The sequence below is a fragment of the Nocardia sp. BSTN01 genome (assembly GCF_015354405.1).
Lineage (GTDB): Bacteria > Actinomycetota > Actinomycetes > Mycobacteriales > Mycobacteriaceae > Nocardia.
The window spans coordinates 1-18,205 of record NZ_JADKYP010000085.1 but is presented as its reverse complement, the minus strand read 5'-3'; the positions used below and the strand labels follow the sequence as shown (position 1 = coordinate 18,205).

Here is an 18,205-nt window from a genome sequence, read left to right as displayed (position 1 = left end):
CGTCCTCGAGCCGCTCCGGGTTGGTGACGAACAGGTCGTCGCCGACCAGCTGGATCTTGTCGCCGATCAGATCGGTCAGCGCGACCCAGCCGTCCCAGTCGTCCTCCGACAGCGGGTCCTCGATCGAGACCAGCGGGTACGCGCCCAGCAGGTCGTTGTAGAACTCGGCCATCTGCTCGGCGGTGCGCTCGGTGCCCTCGAACTTGTAGCCCGTTCCGGCGGTGTAGAACTCGGTCGCCGCGACGTCGAGAGCCAGCGCGACATCGCTGCCGAGGTTGTAGCCGGCCTTGCCGATCGCCGACGCGATCAGGTCCAGCGCCTCGCGGGTGCCGCCGGCCAGATCCGGGGCGAAACCGCCCTCGTCACCGAGTCCGGTGGACAGGCCCTTGGACTTCAGCTCGGCCTTGAGGGCGTGGTAGACCTCCGTACCCCACCGCAGCGCCTCGCGGAAGGTGGGCGCGCCGATCGGGGCGATCATGAATTCCTGCACGTCGACACTGGTGTCGGCGTGGGCGCCACCGTTGAGGATGTTCATCATCGGCACCGGCAGCACGTGCGCGTTCGGGCCGCCCAGGTAGCGGAACAGCTCCAGCCCCGAGGACTCGGCCGCCGAGCGGGCCACCGCCAGCGACACACCCAGCAGCGCGTTGGCGCCGAGGCGGGACTTGTCCGGGGTGCCGTCCAGATCCAGCAGCACCTGGTCGACGGTGCGCTGCTCGACCGCGTCCAGGCCGATCACGGCCGGTGCGATCTCGTCCAGCACGCCTTCGACGGCCTTGCGGACACCCTTGCCGCCGTAGCGGTCGCCGCCGTCGCGCAACTCCACGGCCTCGTGCTCGCCGGTGGAGGCGCCGGACGGCACTGCCGCGCGGGTCAGCGTGCCGTCGTCGAGAGCGATCTCGACCTCGACGGTGGGGTTACCGCGTGAATCCAGGATCTCGCGAGCTCCGACCTGTTCGATGATGGCCACGAAACGACACTCCTTCGGCTGCTGGCGATCAATTCAGGGCCCTGCCCACCGCCGTCCATGAGCAGGTCGCACGGCGGGCCCGTGCGTCTGCGAGCCTAATGGGTGCGGTCGGGAACGCACGACACAGGTGGGCGCGCGGTCGCGGTCGTTCGCGCGCGCAACGAATTGCGGCGGGGCCGAAGCGGTCGCGCGGGCGCGGGGCGGGTCTCAGGCCCGGCGGCCGACGCTGTACGCCGCCGCCTTCGTCCGCACGGTCGCCATATAGGTAGTGGACTGGTTGTAGGTGAGCACCGCCTTCTGCCACCCCTCCGCGCTGCGCAGGTCGCCGCCGCTGGCGCACAGGTAGCGTGCGGCGGTCAGCGAGGCGTCGTCGATGCTGTCCGGATCCGCGCGGCCGTCACCGTTGGCGTCCACACCCCAGTGCTGCCAGGTCTCGGGCAGGAATTGGAACGGCCCCTCGGCGCGCACGTAGACCGGGGCGCCGGCGCGTGCGGTGGCCTCGTCGTCGAGAATCCTTGCGACACCGGGTGATCCGTCCAAGGGGATGCCGCGGATGGGCGGTCGGACCTCACCGTCGGCATCCAGGTCGGACACGCCGTGGCGGCCGTGCTTGCTCTCCACCCGCGCGATGCCCGCGATCGTGGTCCAGCCGATTCCGCAGTCGGGACGCGATCGGGCCATGACCTCCGCCGCGTATCCGTAGGCCTCGAGCGCGACCGTCGGAATGCCGAGCGCGTCCGACTGCCCTTCCGCCCAGCCACGCAACTGTTCGGCACTACGACCGGGCGCATCGAGGTCGATCAGCGGAACCGGGCTGCCCGCACCGGGCGGGAAACCGTCCGGAATCGGAGGCAGGTTATCGGTTCCCGCACATCCGGACAGCAGTGCGACGGCCGCGACAGCGGCGAACGCGAGGGGCCGGAATCCGGGGATGGTCGAACGCACCTCTCCATCATCCAGATTCGCGCGCGGATGGCACGCACCGTGACGGTGCGCTGCACCCGGCTCGGCATACGATCAGCTACCTTTCTCCGCAACCGTTCGATACCGAAACGCTATGTCCAATGGCGTACTTTAGGTAAGCCTTGCTTAAGATCAACGGAGCGACTAACTTCGCAGTCCGAGTGTTCACCACCTGCTTCATCCCCATTGCGAGGAAGGGAACTCCTGGTGAAAAACGTTCTCCGCGAACGTAAGACACCCCAGCACGAAGAAACCGAACCGATCGACCGCCGTACGCTTCCGCCCGAGGCCGCGGCGGCCGTCTTCTGTTCGGCCGAAGAGATCGCGATCACACTCGACCACACCCCCGGCGGCTCCGCGCCGATCCGTCGCACCCTCTCCGATCCGGCGCTGATCCGGCTCGTCGACGCCTATGCCGCCGAGCTGCCGGCCGCAGTCCGAACCGCGTTACGGCCGCCCGACACCACCGCGGGCGCGACGATCATCGGCCGTCTGCCGGTGCGCGACGACGAGCTCGGCCCGACGCCGCCCGACTGGACCCATGCCGCCGAACCGGCGTGCCCGGCATCGTTTCGCCTGGATATCGCCCTGTTGCTGCTCGCCCGCTGCGCCGGCGAACCGTTCGGCTGGCAGGGCCAGCAGGGCGGGCGGCTGGTCAACAACATCCTGCCCACGCCCGGCCACGAACACGAACAGTCCGGCGCCAGCAGCACCACCCTGCTGAGCCCGCACACCGAGGACGCCTTCCATCCGGAACGCGCGCATCTGCTGCTGCTGGGCTGTCTGCGCAATCCCGATCGGGTGGGCACCACCGTGTCCTCGGTCCGCCAGGTGAACCTGGACGCGGAGAGGCGGCGGCTGCTCGCCGAACCGACCGTGCCGATCCTGCCCGACGTCTCCTACGGCGAGGATTTCAGCGGGCATCGCCCCGCCCCTGTGGCCACCGTCGCCGCCGGTGACGGTGGGCCGACCCTGCGCTACGACCCCGCCTACACCCCGCTCGACGACGCCGGCGTCGAATACCGTTGCGCCTACGCCCATCTCGGTGCCGAATTGGAACGAGTCTGTCACCGTGCGGTGTTGGAGCCGGGCGAGTTGCTGCTGATGGACAATGATGTCGTCGTGCACGGCCGGGTTCCGTTCACGCCCCGATACGACGGGACCGACCGCTGGCTCAAACGGGTCAACATCCGGCTGGCACGCCGCCGCGCACCGGCCGAAGCCGGCGAAAGCGGATACGGACAGCGGACGGTGCGGCCGTTCGCGCCCGATCCCGCTGCGGCACCGAAGATCTCGCACCGATGAACCGACCAGTGAACCGAGGAACGCAGTGAGCAGCCGCCCCACCCCGTTGCGCGTACTCAGCCGCAGCGATCTCGCCGATGTCCCGATCGCCCCCAACGAGGTGGTGCGCGCCGTCGAGGACGCCTATCTGGCCCTGGCACAGGGTGATTCGGACAACCCCCGCAAGCTCAGTGTGGCGCATCCGGACGGCTGGTCGGTGGCGTACGCGATGCTGGGGCGCGACGGCCGCCGCCGGGTGGTGGCGATGAAGACGTCGTACAAATTCGATCCGAGCCACGACCGCAGCACCAAGCGCTACTACACCACCATCACCCTCTACGACGACGCCACCGGCACCCCGATCGCGATGATGGACTGCGCGCGGGTGGGCGCACTGCGTACGCCGGCGGTATCGGCGCTGCTGGTGCGCGAAACGGTGCGGCCGGACGCGCGCAGCGTGCTGCTGATCGGTACCGGCACCCAGGGCCGAAACGCGCTGCCGCACTTGCTCGCCGCGAATCCACAGTTGAACCGGCTGATGGTGTACGGCACCCATCCCGAGGGCTTGGAAGCGGTGGGCACCCACCTGCGCGCGCACGCGCCGCACCTGGATCTGGACGTGGTCGAGGATCCGCGCGCCGCGGCCGCGACGGCCGATGTGGTGCTGGCGACCGCCGGACCGGGCACCCAGGTCGCCCTCGAATCCGATGATCTGGCACCGGGTTCGGTGGCGGTGCTGGTCGGTTACGGACTGGCTCCCTCGACGCTCACCAACGCCGACCGCGTGGTGGCCACCAGCGCCGAACAGATGGCGCTGACCGGCACCGACATGGCGGGACCGGACGGGCGGCTGCGTTCCGTCGACGCCGAACTGCCGGCGATTCTGGGCCGCCGCGCGACCGCGCGCACCAGTGCCGACGAACGGCTGTTCGTCTACAACAGCGGCCTGGTCCTCACCGATATCGCCGTCGCGCACGCGCTGGCCGAACGCGCCATCGCCGAGGGCCGGGGCACGGAGGTGCCGCTGTGGGACTGACCGGGGCGCACTCCCCTGGCGCCACGCGGTCGTCCCGGACCACTGCGAACGGGACGACGATCCGGCCGCCCGCCCCACCGCATGCGGGCCGGGCGGCGACACCGCGACGAGCGCACCCCCTCGGTTCGGCCACTGCACAAACGACTTTCGGTGACTCGAAGCGGTCGTCGGCCTCGGAGACGACGCGGTGACCGCGAGCCGGAGTACGCAGGCGCCCGACGATACGTTGACCTCCACGTCGATCACGGCACCTCCCCTCCCCGCACACCGGGATGAGTGGGAGCGCCGACTGCTGGCCGACGCCCGTCTGCTCGACGACATCGCCTATGCGGTCGGCGGCCCGTTCCACGTCCTGTACCCGGAGCGAGTGGGCGTCAATATCGACGGCTTCCGCGAGCAGTTCCGCCGCCACGGCGTGGACGGCGCGATCTACTACGGCAAGAAGGCCAACAAGTCCGCAGCCGTGGTACGGGTCTGCGCCGAACACGGCGCCGGCGCCGATGTCGCCAGCGCGGGCGAGCTGAGTTCGGCTCTGGCGCACGGTATCCGGGGCCACGATCTGGTGGTGACGGGGCCGGCCAAATCCGATGAGCTGCTGTGGCTGGCCACCCGGCACGGTGCTCTGATCGCCATCGACGAACCGGGTGAACTCGCCCGGCTCGCCGGCCTAGGCGCCACCGCCCGGGTCCTGCTGCGGGTACTCCCGCCGGATTCGACCAGCCGATTCGGCATGACCGACATCGAGCTCGACACGGTGTTGCACCGCACCGATCCGACACCGATCAAAGTGGAGGGCTTCAGCTTTCACCTGACCGGTTACGACCCGATCGCCCGCTCGGAACTCGCGGCGGCGCTGGTCGACCGGTGCCTGCACGCCCGCGCCCTCGGACATCCGGTCACCACCCTCTCCATCGGCGGCGGATTCGGCGTGGACTATCTGCCGGATACGGCCTGGCACGCATTCACCGACGAGCACGATCCGCACTGGTTCCACGCGGACAAAACCTTCGATTCGTACTATCCCTACCACCAGCGTCCCGCCGGACCGGCCGCGCTGGCCGCCGTCCTCGACCACGACGACCTGGCGAAAGTCCTACGGGCCCATGCCATCCGGCTCGCGATCGAACCCGGGCGCGCGCTGCTCGACCGCGCCGGAAGCACGGTGTTCCGTGTCCAAGGCGTGAAAACCCGCACGGCACAATCACTTCCCTACCAGCTGCTCACCGTCGACGGCACCAGCCTGAGCCTGTCCGAGCAGTGGTTCGACAGTGAATACCTGCCCGATCCGGTGCTGTGGCCGATACGGCCGGGTGCGGTGACCCCGGCCTGCGTCGGCGCGGCGACCTGCCTGGAATCGGACATGCTGAGCTGGCGGCGCATTCCACTGCCGCGTCCGGCGGTCATCGGCGATCTGCTCGTCTATCCGAATACCGCCGGATATCAGATGGATTCGAACGAATCGTCGTTCCACGATCTCCCCCTCCCGCCGAAGGTGCTGCTGTCGAGCAGCCCGGACGCGGATCCGGCGCAGCCGCCGCGGCTGCGCTGGACGCTCGAACGCTGACTCCCCTTCCCATCACACTCTCGAGGAGACTCGCATGCCGATCGTCACGCGCGTGACGGACCTGATCGGAAACACTCCCCTGTTCGAGCTGGCCGTCACCGAGGGCGGCACCCGGCTGCTACTCAAACTCGAACAGTTCAATCCGACCGGCGCGGCGAAGATCCGGATGGCCCGCGAAATGGTGCTCGATGCCGAACGCCGAGGTTTGCTGAGAGATGGCGGACATATTATCGAGTCCACATCCGGCAATACCGGACTGGGACTGGCGGTGGTCGCGGCCGAACGCGGCTATCGATTCACCGCGGTCGTGGACCACCACGCCTGTAAGGACAAACTGCGCGCGATGCGAGCCATGGGTGCCGACCTCGTCTATGTCGCCGCCGAGGGCGACGACAGCCTGGCCACCTCCGCCCGGGAGGACCTGGCCGAGGCGATGGCGGCCGCCCGGTCCGACGCGTATTTCACCGAACAGCACAACAACGAGGCCAATCCGGTCGGCTACTACGCGGTCGCGGAGGAGTTGCTGGCCGACCTGGGCCAGGTCGACATCCTGCTGTCCGCGGTCGGCACCGGCGGATCGCTGTTCGGCACGGCGCGGCGCCTGCGTGACCTGGGCCATCCCGCGCGGGTGATCGGCGTGGAACCGGTCGGGTCGATCGCGTTCGGCGGGCCCGGCGGACCGTACTGGCAGTCCGGCACCGGCACCCCGCCCGGCGCGACCGTCGGCACGGCCGTGGACTACTCGCTGCTGGACGAGGGAGTCACCGTCTCGGATGTGGACGCCTTCGCCACCGCCCGCGCGGTCGCGCAGCGTTCCGGTCTGATGATCGGCGGGTCGGCGGGCGGGTCGGTACATGTGGCGCTGCAGCGGCTCGAGGAATTCGAACCGGGCTCGACGATCGTCACCATCGTCTGTGACGGCGGGGAGAAGTACCTCGACACGGTCTTCGACGACGAATGGATGAGCGACCGGGATCTGCTCGACCGCACCGCCGAGCACGCGGTCACCGACCTGTTGGACCGCTACGCACCGGGTACACCAGCGGTATCCGAGCCGCGAAACCTGGTGGGTGTCCGATGAATCAGATGACCGAGGGTCGCCGATGACCGCGGTCGCGGCCCGCGGCGACGGCCGGCGGCTGACGGCGCTGGCCACGCCCATCGCCCTGACTCAGCTGGCCCAGGTCGCGATCTCCACCACCAATATCGCGCTGATGGGCAGCCTGGGAGTCGATCAGGTGGCCGCCGGCGGGCTCGCCCTCGTGCTGTTCAACCAGATCCGCACCATGTGCGTCGGGTTGATCACCGCCAGTGGCAATCAGGTGGCAACCGCGGTGAGCCGCGCCGAGAAACAGCGCCGCAGCCCCGGGCACGAGATCCGCGATGTGGTCCGATCGAGCTTCCTCATCGCGACCGTCGCCGGTCTGCTCGGCGGCCTGATCCTGGTCGGCCTGGGCTGGTCGCTGCAATGGCTCGGCCAGGACGCCACGGTCCTGGCCGAGGCCCGGCCGATGATGGTGGCGCTCGCGCCCGGTCTCCTGCCCTGCCTGTGGTTCCAGGTGCTGCGGCAATACACCGTCGGCATGCGACGGCCGCAGGCGCTGCTGGTGGTGACACTCGGCTCGGTGGCCGTGAACGCGGTCGTCGCGCTGGCACTCATCCACGGCTGGGCTGGACTGCCCACCCTGGGACTGACCGGTGTCGGCGTGGCGTCCTCGGTCGTCTTCCTCGTCACCTTCGCGGTGTTCTGGGTGATGGTGCGTCGCGACCCCACGCTGGGACCGACACTGCCGGTGCGGATGTGGCCCGTGCGCCGGCGAACGGTCGCCGCCGAACTGCGGCTCGGCGCGCCCATCGCGCTCACCTACGGCTCCGAGGCCGGCATGTTCTCGGTGCTGGCCCTGGCCATGGGCACCATCGGACCGGCGGCACTGGCCGCGCACAATGTGGTGTACCAGCTCGTCTACATCGTGTTCCAGGTCGCGGTGGGGCTGTCGCACGGGGCGTCGATCCTGGTGAGCCGGGCCGTGGCCCGAGACGAGTTCCGCCGCGCCCAGAACCTGGCGTGGCTGGCACTGCGGCAGGCCGCGGTCGTCGCCGCCCTGGTCGGTGTCCTGTACGTCGCGGCGCCCGATCTGGTGCTGCGCCCCTTCCTCACCGGCCGGGACAGCGCGACGATCGATCTCGCGCACGGCCTGCTACTGATCGCCCTCGTCCTGCAGTTCTTCGATGCCGCGCAGAACATCGGCAACGGTCTGCTGCGGGGTGTGCAGGACACGCGCGCCGGATTCCGGCTGTCACTGGTCGGGTATTGGCTCGTCGGCCTGCCGACCGCACTGCTGCTCGCCTTCCCGCTCGGCCTGGGCGCGAACGGAGTCTGGTGGGGTCTGACCGCGGGCTTGGCGGCCACCGCCCTGCTGATGTTGCGCCGGTATTTCTCCCTGCTGCATCACCGGGAGGGCAGCGAACCACGCGAGCTCGCCGACAGCATGAACTGACGGTTCGTCCCGATCCGGTCCGCACGGCCGCGCGGCGCAGGACCGACCGCCCGTTCGCACCCCTACCACCAGCGCCGCTCGAATCCGGCACGCACGCCCCAGCACGTAAGCGGCACAACGGTTTACACTGGGGTGCCAGTCGCGGCCGACGCCGCCGCGTGAGCCGACCGTGAGGTGACGAGATGGTAGCCAGTGCCGGAGAACGTCAACAGCCCGCGACCGAGCATCCCGAACTGGACGTCCTGCCGACCTGGCCGCTGGATACCATCGCCGTCCTGGTGACCACCGATCCGTCGCCGCACGCGATTCCCGTGAGCTGGCCGGTGCGTGCCGACGATCGGCGAATCCTGTTGAGTCTCAAGTTCGATCGCGGTTCGCTGGCGCGGCTGCGCAAACGTCCCGATGTCGCGCTGCTGATCCTCGGTGGCGGCAATGTGGCGCTGTGCGCCCGCGGTCGCGCGCGCGTCATCGCCGATCCGATGCCCGGCGCCGAGGACTACGTGGCCGTCGCCATCGATGTCGAGGTGATCGACGACCACCGTCAGGGCGCGTTCGAGGTCGAAGCGGGTATTCAGCGCACCGTCCTCGACGAACCGGAACTCGAATACCTCCGCTCGCGTGTCGCCACCCTGCAGGAGATGGTCGACGCGAAGAATTGACGCCCATGATCGCCGCCTTCTCGGTCACCCCGCTCGGCACCGGCGCCGATGTGGGCCGCGCCGTCGCCGAAGCCGTCCGCATCGTCCGCGCCAGTGGGCTGCCGAACGAAACCAACGCCATGTTCACCACACTCGAGGGCGAATGGGACGAGGTGATGGGGGTGATCAAACAGGCCTCCGACGCCGTCCTCGCGGTCGCACCGCGGTGCAGCCTGGTGATCAAGGCCGACATCCGCCCGGGGGTCACCGGCGCCCTGACGTCGAAGGTCGAGACCGTCGAACGCTATCTCGCGGAAGGCACCTGACCGCTGAACGGGCGTGCTGTCATAGGCGGCGCGGCGGGTCCCCCGGCGAGTCGGCGAAGGTTTCCCAGTGGGCGCGCCACTCGTCGGGCCCCAGCGGCCCGCGTCCGCCGCGGGTCCGCTCGGCCGCGTCCTCGGCGGCCCGGATTCGCGCCGCGAAATCGAGTGCGGCCTTGCGGAGCCGCTCCTCGGCACTGTCGGGCCCGCCCAGGTGAACGACCCGCAGCTCCTCCGGGATCAGATCCTCGGGTAATCCCGCCTTCGTGCTGCGGGAGCGGATCTTCTCCGCCAGCGCCAGCGCGGGTTGCGCCATCGCGATCCCGTCCAGGCAGGAGCGGCGCGCCTTCTCGGTGAGTTTGCGTTCCTCCCAGGCTCGTTCCTGCGCGGCGACCTTCGCGGCCACATCCGCTCCGGCGTCCACCGCCGGATCGGACAGATGCGGACTGCGGTGCACCAGTTTGGTGACCAGCGCGGCGGCCACATCGTCGACGGTGAATTCGCCCGCGGCCTCGGCGATCCGGGAATGGAACAGCACCTGCAACAGCAGGTCGCCGAGTTCCTCCTTGATCGTCTCCGCATCTCCGTGCTGGATGGCGTCGAGGAGTTCGTAGGTCTCCTCCAGCAGATACGGCCGCAGCGAATCGTGGGTCTGGGTGACCTCCCAGCCGCCGAAATTCCACAGCCGGTCCATGACCTCGACGGCCTCGGTCAGGCCGTGCGCGACCCGTGCGGAATCAGCCGCGGCGTCGTCGGATCCCCCCGACGGGCGCTCGCCCCGGTCCTCACTCACCCGACCGCGACCTCCGCGCGCACCGCGAGATCGACCATGCCCTTCGGCTTCCCGTCGAGCGCCAGCAGCAGATCGGCGACGAACTGCAACACCTGCACATCGCGCACCCGCGCCGCGCCCACGCTGTCCTCCACGCGCGGCAGCGGCAGTTGCACGATGCCGGTGGTGGGCCGATAGCTCGCACTCGGATACAGCCGCTTGAGCCGCATCTGCTTCGAATCGGGCAGCTGCAGCGGCGACACCTTCAGCGTGGTGCCCGTGACGCCGACCTCCTGGATGTTGTACTCACGGCACAACAGTCGCAACTTCGCGACCGACACCAAGCGGCCGACCTCCACCGGCAGCGGGCCGTACCGGTCGACGAGCTCCTCCACCACGGCGGCGAGCGCCGAATCATCCTGTGCCGCAGCCAGTTTGCGGTAGGCCTCCAGCCGCAGCCGGTCGCTGGCGATGTAGTCGGGCGGAATGTGCGCATCCACCGGCAGGTCGATCCGCACCTCCTTGACCTCTTCCTCGGTCGTGATCGGGCGGCCGTCGGCGGCGGCGCGATAGGCCTCCACCGCCTCACCGACCAGTCGCACATACAGATCGAAGCCGACGCCGGCGACATGGCCGGACTGTTCGGCGCCGAGCACGTTTCCGGCGCCGCGGATTTCGAGGTCCTTCATCGCCACCGCCATACCCGCGCCGAGATCGGAGTTCTGCGAGATGGTGGCCAGGCGGTCGTAAGCCGTTTCGGTGAGCGGCTTCTCGGCCGGATACAGGAAATAGGCGTATCCGCGTTCCCGGCTGCGCCCGACCCGGCCGCGCAGCTGGTGCAGCTGGGACAGGCCCAGCGTGTCGGCCCGTTCGACGATCAGCGTATTGGCGTTGGAGATGTCCAGACCGGTTTCGATGATCGTGGTGCACACCAGTACGTCGAATTCGCGCTCCCAGAAGCCCTGCACGGTCTTCTCCAGCGTGTCCTCGTTCATCTGGCCGTGCGCCACCGCGACCCGCGCCTCGGGCACCAGATCGCGAATTCGCTTGGCGGCCTTGTCGATCGAAGAGACGCGATTGTGCACGTAGAAGACCTGGCCGTCGCGCAGCAGTTCGCGGCGCACGGCCGCGGCGACCTGTTTGTCATTGTAGCCGCCGACATAGGTCAGGACGGGGTGGCGCTCCTCGGGCGGGGTGAGGATGGTCGACATCTCGCGGATCCCCGCCAGGCTCATCTCCAGGGTGCGCGGAATCGGGGTGGCCGACATGGTCAGCACGTCGACGTGGGTGCGCAGCGCCTTGATGTGCTCCTTGTGCTCGACGCCGAACCGCTGTTCCTCGTCGATGATCACGAGGCCGAGTTCCTTCCACCGCAGACCGGTCTGCAGCAGCCGGTGGGTGCCGACCACGATGTCGACGTCACCGGCGGCCATACCGTCGATCACCTCGCGCGATTCGGCCGGATCGGTGAAGCGCGACAGGCCCTTCACCGTGACCGGGAATCCGGCGACGCGTTCGGTGAAGGTCTGCAGATGTTGCTGGGCCAGCAGCGTGGTCGGCACCAGCACGGCGACCTGCTTACCGTCCTGAACCGCCTTGAACGCCGCCCGCACCGCGATCTCGGTCTTGCCGTAACCGACGTCGCCGCAGATCACCCGGTCCATCGGCACCGGGCGTTCCATATCGGCCTTCACCTCGGCGATGGCGGTGAGCTGATCGTGGGTTTCGGTGAACGCGAACGCGTCCTCCATCTCCTGCTGCCACGGCGTATCGGAGGCGAACGCATGACCGGGCGCGGCCTGCCGCGCGGCATACAACTGCACGAGTTCGGTGGCGATCTCGCGAACGGCCTTGCGCGCCTTGCGTTTCGTATTCGCCCAGTCGGATCCGCCGAGTTTGGACAGACTCGGCATCTCTCCGCCCACGTAGCGGGAGAGCTGGTCCAGCGAATCCATCGGGACGTACAACCGGTCGCCGGGCTGGCCGCGCTTACTGGGCGCGTACTCGATGACCAGGTATTCGCGTCGCGCGCCGCCGACGGTGCGTTCGATCATCTCCACGAACCGGCCGATGCCGTGCTGATCGTGTACGACCATATCGCCGGAACTCAACGCCAGCGGATCGACCTGATTGCGCCGGCGCGCGGGAAGCTTCTTTCCCTCACCGGGCGCGGTGACGCGGTTGCCGGTCAGATCGGATTCGGCGATGACGACCAGTTTCGCGTCGTCGAACACGATGCCGTCGTGCAGCGAACCGCACAGCACCCCGACCAGCCCACGCACCGGTTCGGCGCCCGGCTCGAGCGCCGCGGCCGGAACCTCGGCATCGGCGAGCCGTTCCTGAATGCGTTGTGCCGTACCGTGTCCCGCGACCACGATGACCGCGCGCCCACCGGTGGTGACGTGCGCGCGCAGCGAGGCGAAAACGGTCGCGACCAGCTCCTCCGAGCCGCGGGCCGCCGGCGCCGACAGCACGGGCAGCACGACCTCCGCGGGATCGTCGGCGGCCAGCGGGCTCAGTGTCCACCACGGCAACCCGCGCGACTCGGCATCGGCCCGCACGACGTCCAGACCGCGATACGCCGAGGACGCCAGATCCAGACCGTGTGCGCCCAAGGGGGCCGCCCCGCCGAAGGACGCGGCCGTCCACGACGCCTCGAGAAATTCCTGTCCGGTGCGGACCAGATCGGCGGCGCGGGTGCGGATCTTCTCCGGATCGCACAGCAGCACATGCGACTGCGTCGGCACCACATCGGTGAGCAACTGCAGCTCGCCCGGCCGCAGCACCGGCAGCAGCGCCTCCATCCCCTCCACCGGAATGCCCTGCGCCAGCTTCTCCAGCATTTCGACCAGCGCCGCGTCGGCCGGATTGTCCGCGGCCACCTTCGCCGCCGATTCGCGCAGTTCCTCGGTCAGCAGCAGTTCCCGGCAGGGCTGCGCCACGACGAGATCGACGTCGACCTCGGTGAGTGAACGCTGATCGGCGACGGAGAACGCGCGCAGTTCACTGATCTCGTCGCCCCAGAATTCCACGCGCACCGGATGATCGGCGGTGGGCGGGAAGATGTCGAGAATGCCGCCGCGCACCGCGAATTCGCCGCGCTTGCCGACCATATCGGCGCGCTCGTAAGCGAATTCGACCAGCCGCGTGGTCAATTCGTCGAAATCGAATTCGGCGCCGACGCGCAGCACGATGGGTTCGATCTCGCCCAGCCCCGGGGCCATCGGCTGCATCAGCGACCGGACCGTGGTCACCACCACCTGCAGCGGTTCCGGATGGCCCGGATCCTCCGGATGCGCCAGCCGGCGCAGCACCTGCAACCGCCGGCCCACGGTGTCGGCACTGGGCGACAGCCGCTCGTGTGGCAGCGTCTCCCAGGACGGGAACAACGCGACCCGATCGCCGATGATCTCGCTCAACTCGACGGTCAGATCGTCGGCCTCCCGCCCGGTGGCGGTCACCACCACCAGCGGCCGCGCGGCCGCGACGGTCGCCGCCACGAACGGCCGGATCGCCGAGGGCGCGACCAGCTGCACCGAGGAGCGCCCGATCAGTTCCCGAACCTGGCTCAGCGCGGCATCGGCACCGGCCACCTCGGCCAGTCCCGCAAGAGGTGGGCGATGGCTCGGCATGAAAGAAACTCCCGCTGCACAGATCGGCGATTCAGAGCGACCAATCGAGTCTATGTTTTCGGCCTCCGCTTCGCTCCGGCGGGGTTCTCGGCCCTCAGGCCTCGATTTTCCCTCCTCCGCTCAGTCGCTGCGCTCCCTCGCTCCGTCAGTCCAAAATCGAGGCGGCCGAGAACCCACCCAGGTGCACATCTCGCAAATGCGCGCTCCGGCGTTCACACGTACCGTCGTCCGACGTCGCGACCGGTTACGGCACGTAGCGGCGCAACCGCCGCGCGGCGAATTCCCGGAAGTAGGCCACCTTTTCGTCCGGCACGATCGACGGCAGCAGGAAATACCACATGCGTTCCATACGCACCGCCATCTGGTCGATGGATTCGGTACCGACGGCCGTGATGTGGACTCCGGCGGTCATCTCCTGCAGGAGAAGGCCGATGGTTTCGGGGTCCAGGTCGGGTTTGAGGTCGCCCTGCGCGATGGCCCGCTCGGCGAGCAGGATCTGGGTTTCCCCCCAGGTCTTGGTGATGTTCTCGCCCGAGGCACCGCGGTAGTCGCCGATCTGGTGGGTGAGTTTGAGCATCGCGCCGACCATCGGATCGTTCATGGTGAGGTCGGCGACGACGTAGGTGATGCCGATGGCGGCTTCCAGGGCGGGCACGCGCGGGTCGAAGAAGCCCTGACAAGCGCCGCGGAGTCGTTCGTTGCCCTGGTCGACCACGGCGCGCGCCAGTTCTTCCTTGGATCCGAAGTGGAAGTACAGCGCGCCCTTGGTGACGTTGGATTGCGAGATGATCTCGCTGAGGCTCGCATTCGCGTAACCGAGTCGCAGAAAGACGTCGGCCGCGCCCGCCAGCACCGAATCGCGGGTGATTTCCGCACGCGCTTGCCTAGCCATCAGATCCGCCTGTCCTCAAACCAGCCATCCTGAAGTAGACCGATATCCCGAAGTTGACCGACATCACAGCTCGAACAGCACTTGAAGGATGGGGGAACCGTACCATCCGACCGGCCGTCGCCAGCGGAATCGAGCATTAAGACCAGTCTCCTTCGCAAACAATGGGCTAACCGTCCAGTTCGGTCCCCTATTACCCCCCGGCATCGGTACCGCCGGTCAGCCGGGTGTCGCGCTGGGCCATTCGGAGGCCAGCTGCGGGTCGGCCTCGAGGTGGGTGAGCCCGTTCCAGCACAGATTGACCAGATGCGCGGCGACCACCTCCTTGGACGGTTGCCGCTCGTCGAGCCACCAGGTGGCGGCGGTGGCGACCATGCCGACCAGGGCTTGCGCGTAGAGGGTGGCGAGACTGGTGTCGAAGTCGCGGCGCTCGAAATCGCCGGCGAGGATGTGCGCGACCTGGTTGACCGCCTCGTTCAGCAGGCTCGAATAGGTGCCGGCGGCCGCCGAGGCGGGTTGATCGCGCATCAGGATGCGGAAACCGTCGGTGCGCTCCTCGATATAGGTCAGCAGCGCGAGGGCGACCTGTTCCAGCCGGACGCGGGAGCGGTTCTGGGTCAGCGACGACGTGATCATGTCCAGCAGCGTCGACATCTCACGGTCGACGACCACCGCGTAGAGGCCTTCTTTACCGCCGAAGTGTTCGTACACAACGGGTTTCGACACCTGGGCACGCTGGGCGATCTCCTCGATGGAGGTGGCGTCGTATCCTCGTTCGGCGAACAGCGTCCGGCCGATCTCGATCAACTGCTGCCGCCGCTGCGTTCCGGTCATCCGCGGGCGCGGCGCCCGATTCGCATCACCCGAAGTCATCGCTCCCCTCCCCCGCCTCTCCGCGTATTTTGCCGGTCGTAGGTGCCTGGAGATTTCTCGGCCGGGCCGGCGGTCGGCAAGGACCCGAGGTCAGGGCGTGCCCGACGAGTTACCCATGTGCTGTCGAAATCAGATGTTGCGTTGCGCAAATTTACCCGACCGCGACCGGGCACTCTTGCCGACCCGCGACCCGCGCGGGAAAATCTGCCCGTAATTCGCGAAGCTGTGGGGAAACGTGCGAGGATATTGCGCGCATGCCGTGGCGCAGCGGTGGATCCATAGGGTTCATCGGTGCGACGATCCGCCGTAGTGTAATGGCAGCACCACTGATTTTGGTTCAGTTAGTTCAGGTTCGAGTCCTGGCGGCGGAGCTGGCGATGGGGCTGTGACCTGCGTGAATATCGGGCGAAGCCCCGAGCCGGTGCCCAGGCCCGGGTGGACTAGGGTGTGGGCGGACGGCCAGCCGTCGAGCCCGCCGCAGACCGAACCTGCGAAGGCCGGCGCAGGCAGCGACAGCCGTAGGCCGAAGACAGCGCAGACCAGCACGATGACAGGCAGCCGAGGGAGATCCATGCCACAGCAGACCGCCGTCGTCGTTCTCGCCGCCGGTGCCGGAACTCGAATGCGGTCCAAGACACCGAAAGTGCTGCATTCGCTCGCCGGGCGCAGCATGCTCGAGCACGCCCTGCACGCGGCGAACGAGATCGACCCCACCGACCTGATCACCGTGATCGGCCACGACCGCGACCAGGTCGGCGCCGCGGTGAATTCCGTTGCGGCAGAATTGGGTCGCGAGATCACCTCCGCGGTACAGGAACAGCAGCTGGGTACCGGGCACGCGGTGCAGTGCGCCCTGTCGGCGCTGCCCGCGGGCTTCACCGGGGATCTGCTGGTGACCTCCGCCGATGTGCCGCTGCTGGACGGGCACACCCTCTCGGCCCTGCTGGACGAGCATCGCAGTTATCAACCACGTTCCGCGGTCACGGTTTTGACCTTCGTTCCCGAGGATCCGAACGGTTACGGCCGGATCGTGCGCGATCCCGACGGCGGCGTCCTCGAGATCGTCGAACACGCCGACGCCACCCCGGAGCAGGCGGCGATCAACGAAGTCAATTCCGGCGTCTACGTTTTCGACGTCACCGTGCTGCGGACGATGATCAGCCGGTTGACGACCGCCAACGCCCAGCACGAGCTGTATCTGACCGATGTCCTGAAGCTGGCGCGCGAGGGCGGCCACCCGGTCCACGGCGCCCGCCTGGTCGATGCCGCCAAGGTCACCGGCGTCAACGACCGGGTGCAGATGGCCCAGGCGGCCCGCACCCTCAACCGCTACATCCTCGAGCGCCATATGCGCGCCGGGGTCACCGTCATCGATCCGGCCACCACCTGGGTGGACGCGAGTGTGCGCATCGGACGCGACGCGGTGCTGCGCCCCGGGGTACAGCTGCTCGGCAACACCGTGATCGGCGAGGATGCCGAGGTGGGACCCGATTCGACCCTGACCGATGTGCTCGTCGGCGAGGGCGCGAAGGTGGTCCGGACCCACGGCGAGGGCGCCACCATCGCCGCCGCCGCCACAATCGGGCCGTTCGCCTATTTGCGACCGGGGACGATCGTCGGCGAATCCGGCAAGATCGGCGCGTTCGTGGAGACCAAGAACGCCTCGATCGGCGCTCACTCGAAGGTCCCCCACCTGACCTACGTCGGCGACGCCACGATCGGCGAGTACAGCAACATCGGCGCATCGAGCGTGTTCGTCAACTACGACGGAGTGAAGAAACACCACACCGTCGTCGGCTCGCATGTGCGCACCGGCAGCGACACGATGTTCGTCGCGCCGGTGACCGTGGGCGATGGCGCCTATTCGGCAGCGGGTACTGTGCTGCGTAGAAACGTTCCGCCGGGAGCGCTGGCAGTATCCGGCGGGGCGCAGAAGAATATTGAGGGCTGGGTGCAGCGGTATCGTCCCGGGACGGCCGCGGCGCAGGCGGCGGCGGAGGCGATCGCGGCCGACGACAGAGCGAGTCAGGCAACCGAGCAAAAGGATGGCAACACAGAGTGACCGCGTTCTCCACCGACAACCAGAAGAACCTGATGCTGTTCTCGGGGCGCGCTCACCCCGAGTTGGCCGAGCAGGTCGCGAAGGAACTCGACGTCGCGATCACGCCGCAAACCGCCCGCGAGTTCGCCAACGGCGAGATCTTCGTTCGCTTCGAAGAATCGGTACGTGGCTCGGATGCCTTTGTGCTGCAGAGCTTTCCGGCTCCGCTGAACCAGTGGCTGATGGAACAGCTCATCATGATCGATGCGCTCAAGCGCGGTTCGGCCAAGCGGATCACCGCCGTCCTGCCGTTCTACCCCTACGCCCGCCAGGACAAGAAGCACCGCGGCCGCGAGCCCATCTCCGCCCGCCTGGTCGCCGATCTGCTCAAGACCGCCGGCGCGGACCGCATCATCACCGTCGACCTGCACACCGATCAGATCCAGGGCTTCTTCGACGGCCCGGTGGACCACATGCACGCCCTGGTCCAGCTGTCGGAGTACGTGCGCAACCACTACAGCACCGAGAACGTCACCATCGTCTCCCCCGACGCCGGTCGCGTGAAGGTGGCCGAGAAGTGGGCCGACGCGCTCGGTGGCGCGCCGGTGGCGTTCATCCACAAGACCCGCGACCCGCTGGTGCCCAACCAGGTCAAATCGCATCGTCCCGTCGGTGACGTCGCGGGCCGCACCTGCATCCTGATCGACGACATGATCGACACCGGT

At 68.3% G+C, this 18,205-nt stretch carries 15 protein-coding genes and 1 tRNA gene; 10 read left to right on the top strand and 6 right to left on the bottom strand.

The window, feature by feature from the left end:
- Together eno and IRT45_RS34035 are read right to left on the bottom strand one after the other, a co-directional pair.
- Positions 1–970 (bottom strand): phosphopyruvate hydratase (gene eno, locus IRT45_RS34040; RefSeq protein ID WP_194809884.1); only part of this gene is annotated, 970 nt, incomplete at its 3' end.
- 207 nt (positions 971–1,177) lie between these two features.
- Entirely contained in the window at positions 1,178–1,915 is a 738-nt protein-coding gene (locus IRT45_RS34035; RefSeq protein WP_375540184.1) for a lytic transglycosylase domain-containing protein, read from the bottom strand.
- A 225-nt stretch (positions 1,916–2,140) separates the two neighbouring features.
- On the opposite strand from IRT45_RS34035, the gene IRT45_RS34030 reads away from it, so the two are divergent.
- From IRT45_RS34030 to IRT45_RS34000, 7 genes are all read left to right on the top strand, one after another.
- Positions 2,141–3,238, top strand: a complete 1,098-nt coding sequence (locus tag IRT45_RS34030) for a TauD/TfdA family dioxygenase (protein ID WP_309241278.1) — start codon at positions 2,141–2,143, stop codon at positions 3,236–3,238.
- A 25-nt stretch (positions 3,239–3,263) separates the two neighbouring features.
- Positions 3,264–4,253, top strand: coding sequence for an ornithine cyclodeaminase family protein (locus IRT45_RS34025; protein ID WP_194809882.1), 990 nt, complete (start codon positions 3,264–3,266; stop codon positions 4,251–4,253).
- Between the two features lie 187 nt (positions 4,254–4,440).
- Positions 4,441–5,817: a Y4yA family PLP-dependent enzyme gene (locus IRT45_RS34020; protein ID WP_309241277.1), complete on the top strand. Its 1,377-nt coding sequence runs from the start codon at positions 4,441–4,443 to the stop codon at positions 5,815–5,817.
- Between the two features lie 34 nt (positions 5,818–5,851).
- Complete coding sequence (locus IRT45_RS34015; RefSeq protein ID WP_194809881.1) at positions 5,852–6,898, top strand: PLP-dependent cysteine synthase family protein; 1,047 nt, start codon at positions 5,852–5,854, stop codon at positions 6,896–6,898.
- A 22-nt stretch (positions 6,899–6,920) separates the two neighbouring features.
- Positions 6,921–8,315, top strand: a complete 1,395-nt coding sequence (locus IRT45_RS34010) for an MATE family efflux transporter (protein WP_194809880.1) — start codon at positions 6,921–6,923, stop codon at positions 8,313–8,315.
- Positions 8,316–8,497: 182 nt separating this feature from the next.
- Positions 8,498–8,974 (top strand): pyridoxamine 5'-phosphate oxidase family protein, encoded by a 477-nt coding sequence (locus IRT45_RS34005; RefSeq protein ID WP_039780672.1) that lies wholly within the window; start codon positions 8,498–8,500, stop codon positions 8,972–8,974.
- A gap of 5 nt (positions 8,975–8,979) precedes the next feature.
- Positions 8,980–9,279, top strand: a complete 300-nt coding sequence (locus IRT45_RS34000) for an MTH1187 family thiamine-binding protein (RefSeq protein ID WP_194809879.1) — start codon at positions 8,980–8,982, stop codon at positions 9,277–9,279.
- Positions 9,280–9,298: 19 nt separating this feature from the next.
- On the opposite strand, the gene IRT45_RS33995 is transcribed toward IRT45_RS34000, so the two are convergent.
- The 4 genes from IRT45_RS33995 to IRT45_RS33980 form a co-directional block, all read right to left on the bottom strand.
- Entirely contained in the window at positions 9,299–9,967 is a 669-nt protein-coding gene (locus tag IRT45_RS33995) for a MazG family protein (RefSeq protein ID WP_194809886.1), read from the bottom strand.
- Between the two features lie 95 nt (positions 9,968–10,062).
- Positions 10,063–13,677 (bottom strand): transcription-repair coupling factor, encoded by a 3,615-nt coding sequence (gene mfd / locus IRT45_RS33990; RefSeq protein WP_194809878.1) that lies wholly within the window; start codon positions 13,675–13,677, stop codon positions 10,063–10,065.
- Between the two features lie 244 nt (positions 13,678–13,921).
- Positions 13,922–14,569 carry a TetR/AcrR family transcriptional regulator gene (locus IRT45_RS33985; protein WP_040721767.1) on the bottom strand — a complete coding sequence of 216 codons (648 nt, stop codon included), beginning with the start codon at positions 14,567–14,569 and terminating at the stop codon, positions 13,922–13,924.
- A gap of 216 nt (positions 14,570–14,785) precedes the next feature.
- Positions 14,786–15,400 carry a TetR/AcrR family transcriptional regulator gene (locus tag IRT45_RS33980; protein WP_194809885.1) on the bottom strand — a complete coding sequence of 205 codons (615 nt, stop codon included), beginning with the start codon at positions 15,398–15,400 and terminating at the stop codon, positions 14,786–14,788.
- A 339-nt stretch (positions 15,401–15,739) separates the two neighbouring features.
- Between IRT45_RS33980 and IRT45_RS33975 the strand changes: the two genes are divergently transcribed.
- From IRT45_RS33975 to IRT45_RS33965, 3 genes are all read left to right on the top strand, one after another.
- Positions 15,740–15,810: transfer RNA gene (locus IRT45_RS33975), tRNA-Gln, on the top strand.
- Between the two features lie 200 nt (positions 15,811–16,010).
- Positions 16,011–17,501 (top strand): bifunctional UDP-N-acetylglucosamine diphosphorylase/glucosamine-1-phosphate N-acetyltransferase GlmU, encoded by a 1,491-nt coding sequence (glmU, locus tag IRT45_RS33970; protein WP_194809877.1) that lies wholly within the window; start codon positions 16,011–16,013, stop codon positions 17,499–17,501.
- Positions 17,498–18,205 (top strand): ribose-phosphate diphosphokinase (locus tag IRT45_RS33965; RefSeq protein WP_194809876.1); only part of this gene is annotated, 708 nt, incomplete at its 3' end. The genes glmU and IRT45_RS33965, both read left to right, overlap by 4 nt.

Coding starts and splice junctions, on each gene's coding strand:
- IRT45_RS34015 (WP_194809881.1), top strand. CDS start 5,852: ATGCCGATCGTCACGCGCGTGACGGACCTGATCGGAAACACTCCCCTG.
- IRT45_RS34010 (WP_194809880.1), top strand. CDS start 6,921: ATGACCGCGGTCGCGGCCCGCGGCGACGGCCGGCGGCTGACGGCGCTG.
- IRT45_RS34005 (WP_039780672.1), top strand. CDS start 8,498: ATGGTAGCCAGTGCCGGAGAACGTCAACAGCCCGCGACCGAGCATCCC.
- IRT45_RS34000 (WP_194809879.1), top strand. CDS start 8,980: ATGATCGCCGCCTTCTCGGTCACCCCGCTCGGCACCGGCGCCGATGTG.
- IRT45_RS33995 (WP_194809886.1), bottom strand. CDS start 9,967: ATGGACCGGCTGTGGAATTTCGGCGGCTGGGAGGTCACCCAGACCCAC.
- mfd (WP_194809878.1), bottom strand. CDS start 13,677: ATGCCGAGCCATCGCCCACCTCTTGCGGGACTGGCCGAGGTGGCCGGT.
- IRT45_RS33985 (WP_040721767.1), bottom strand. CDS start 14,569: ATGGCTAGGCAAGCGCGTGCGGAAATCACCCGCGATTCGGTGCTGGCG.
- IRT45_RS33980 (WP_194809885.1), bottom strand. CDS start 15,400: ATGACCGGAACGCAGCGGCGGCAGCAGTTGATCGAGATCGGCCGGACG.
- glmU (WP_194809877.1), top strand. CDS start 16,011: ATGCCACAGCAGACCGCCGTCGTCGTTCTCGCCGCCGGTGCCGGAACT.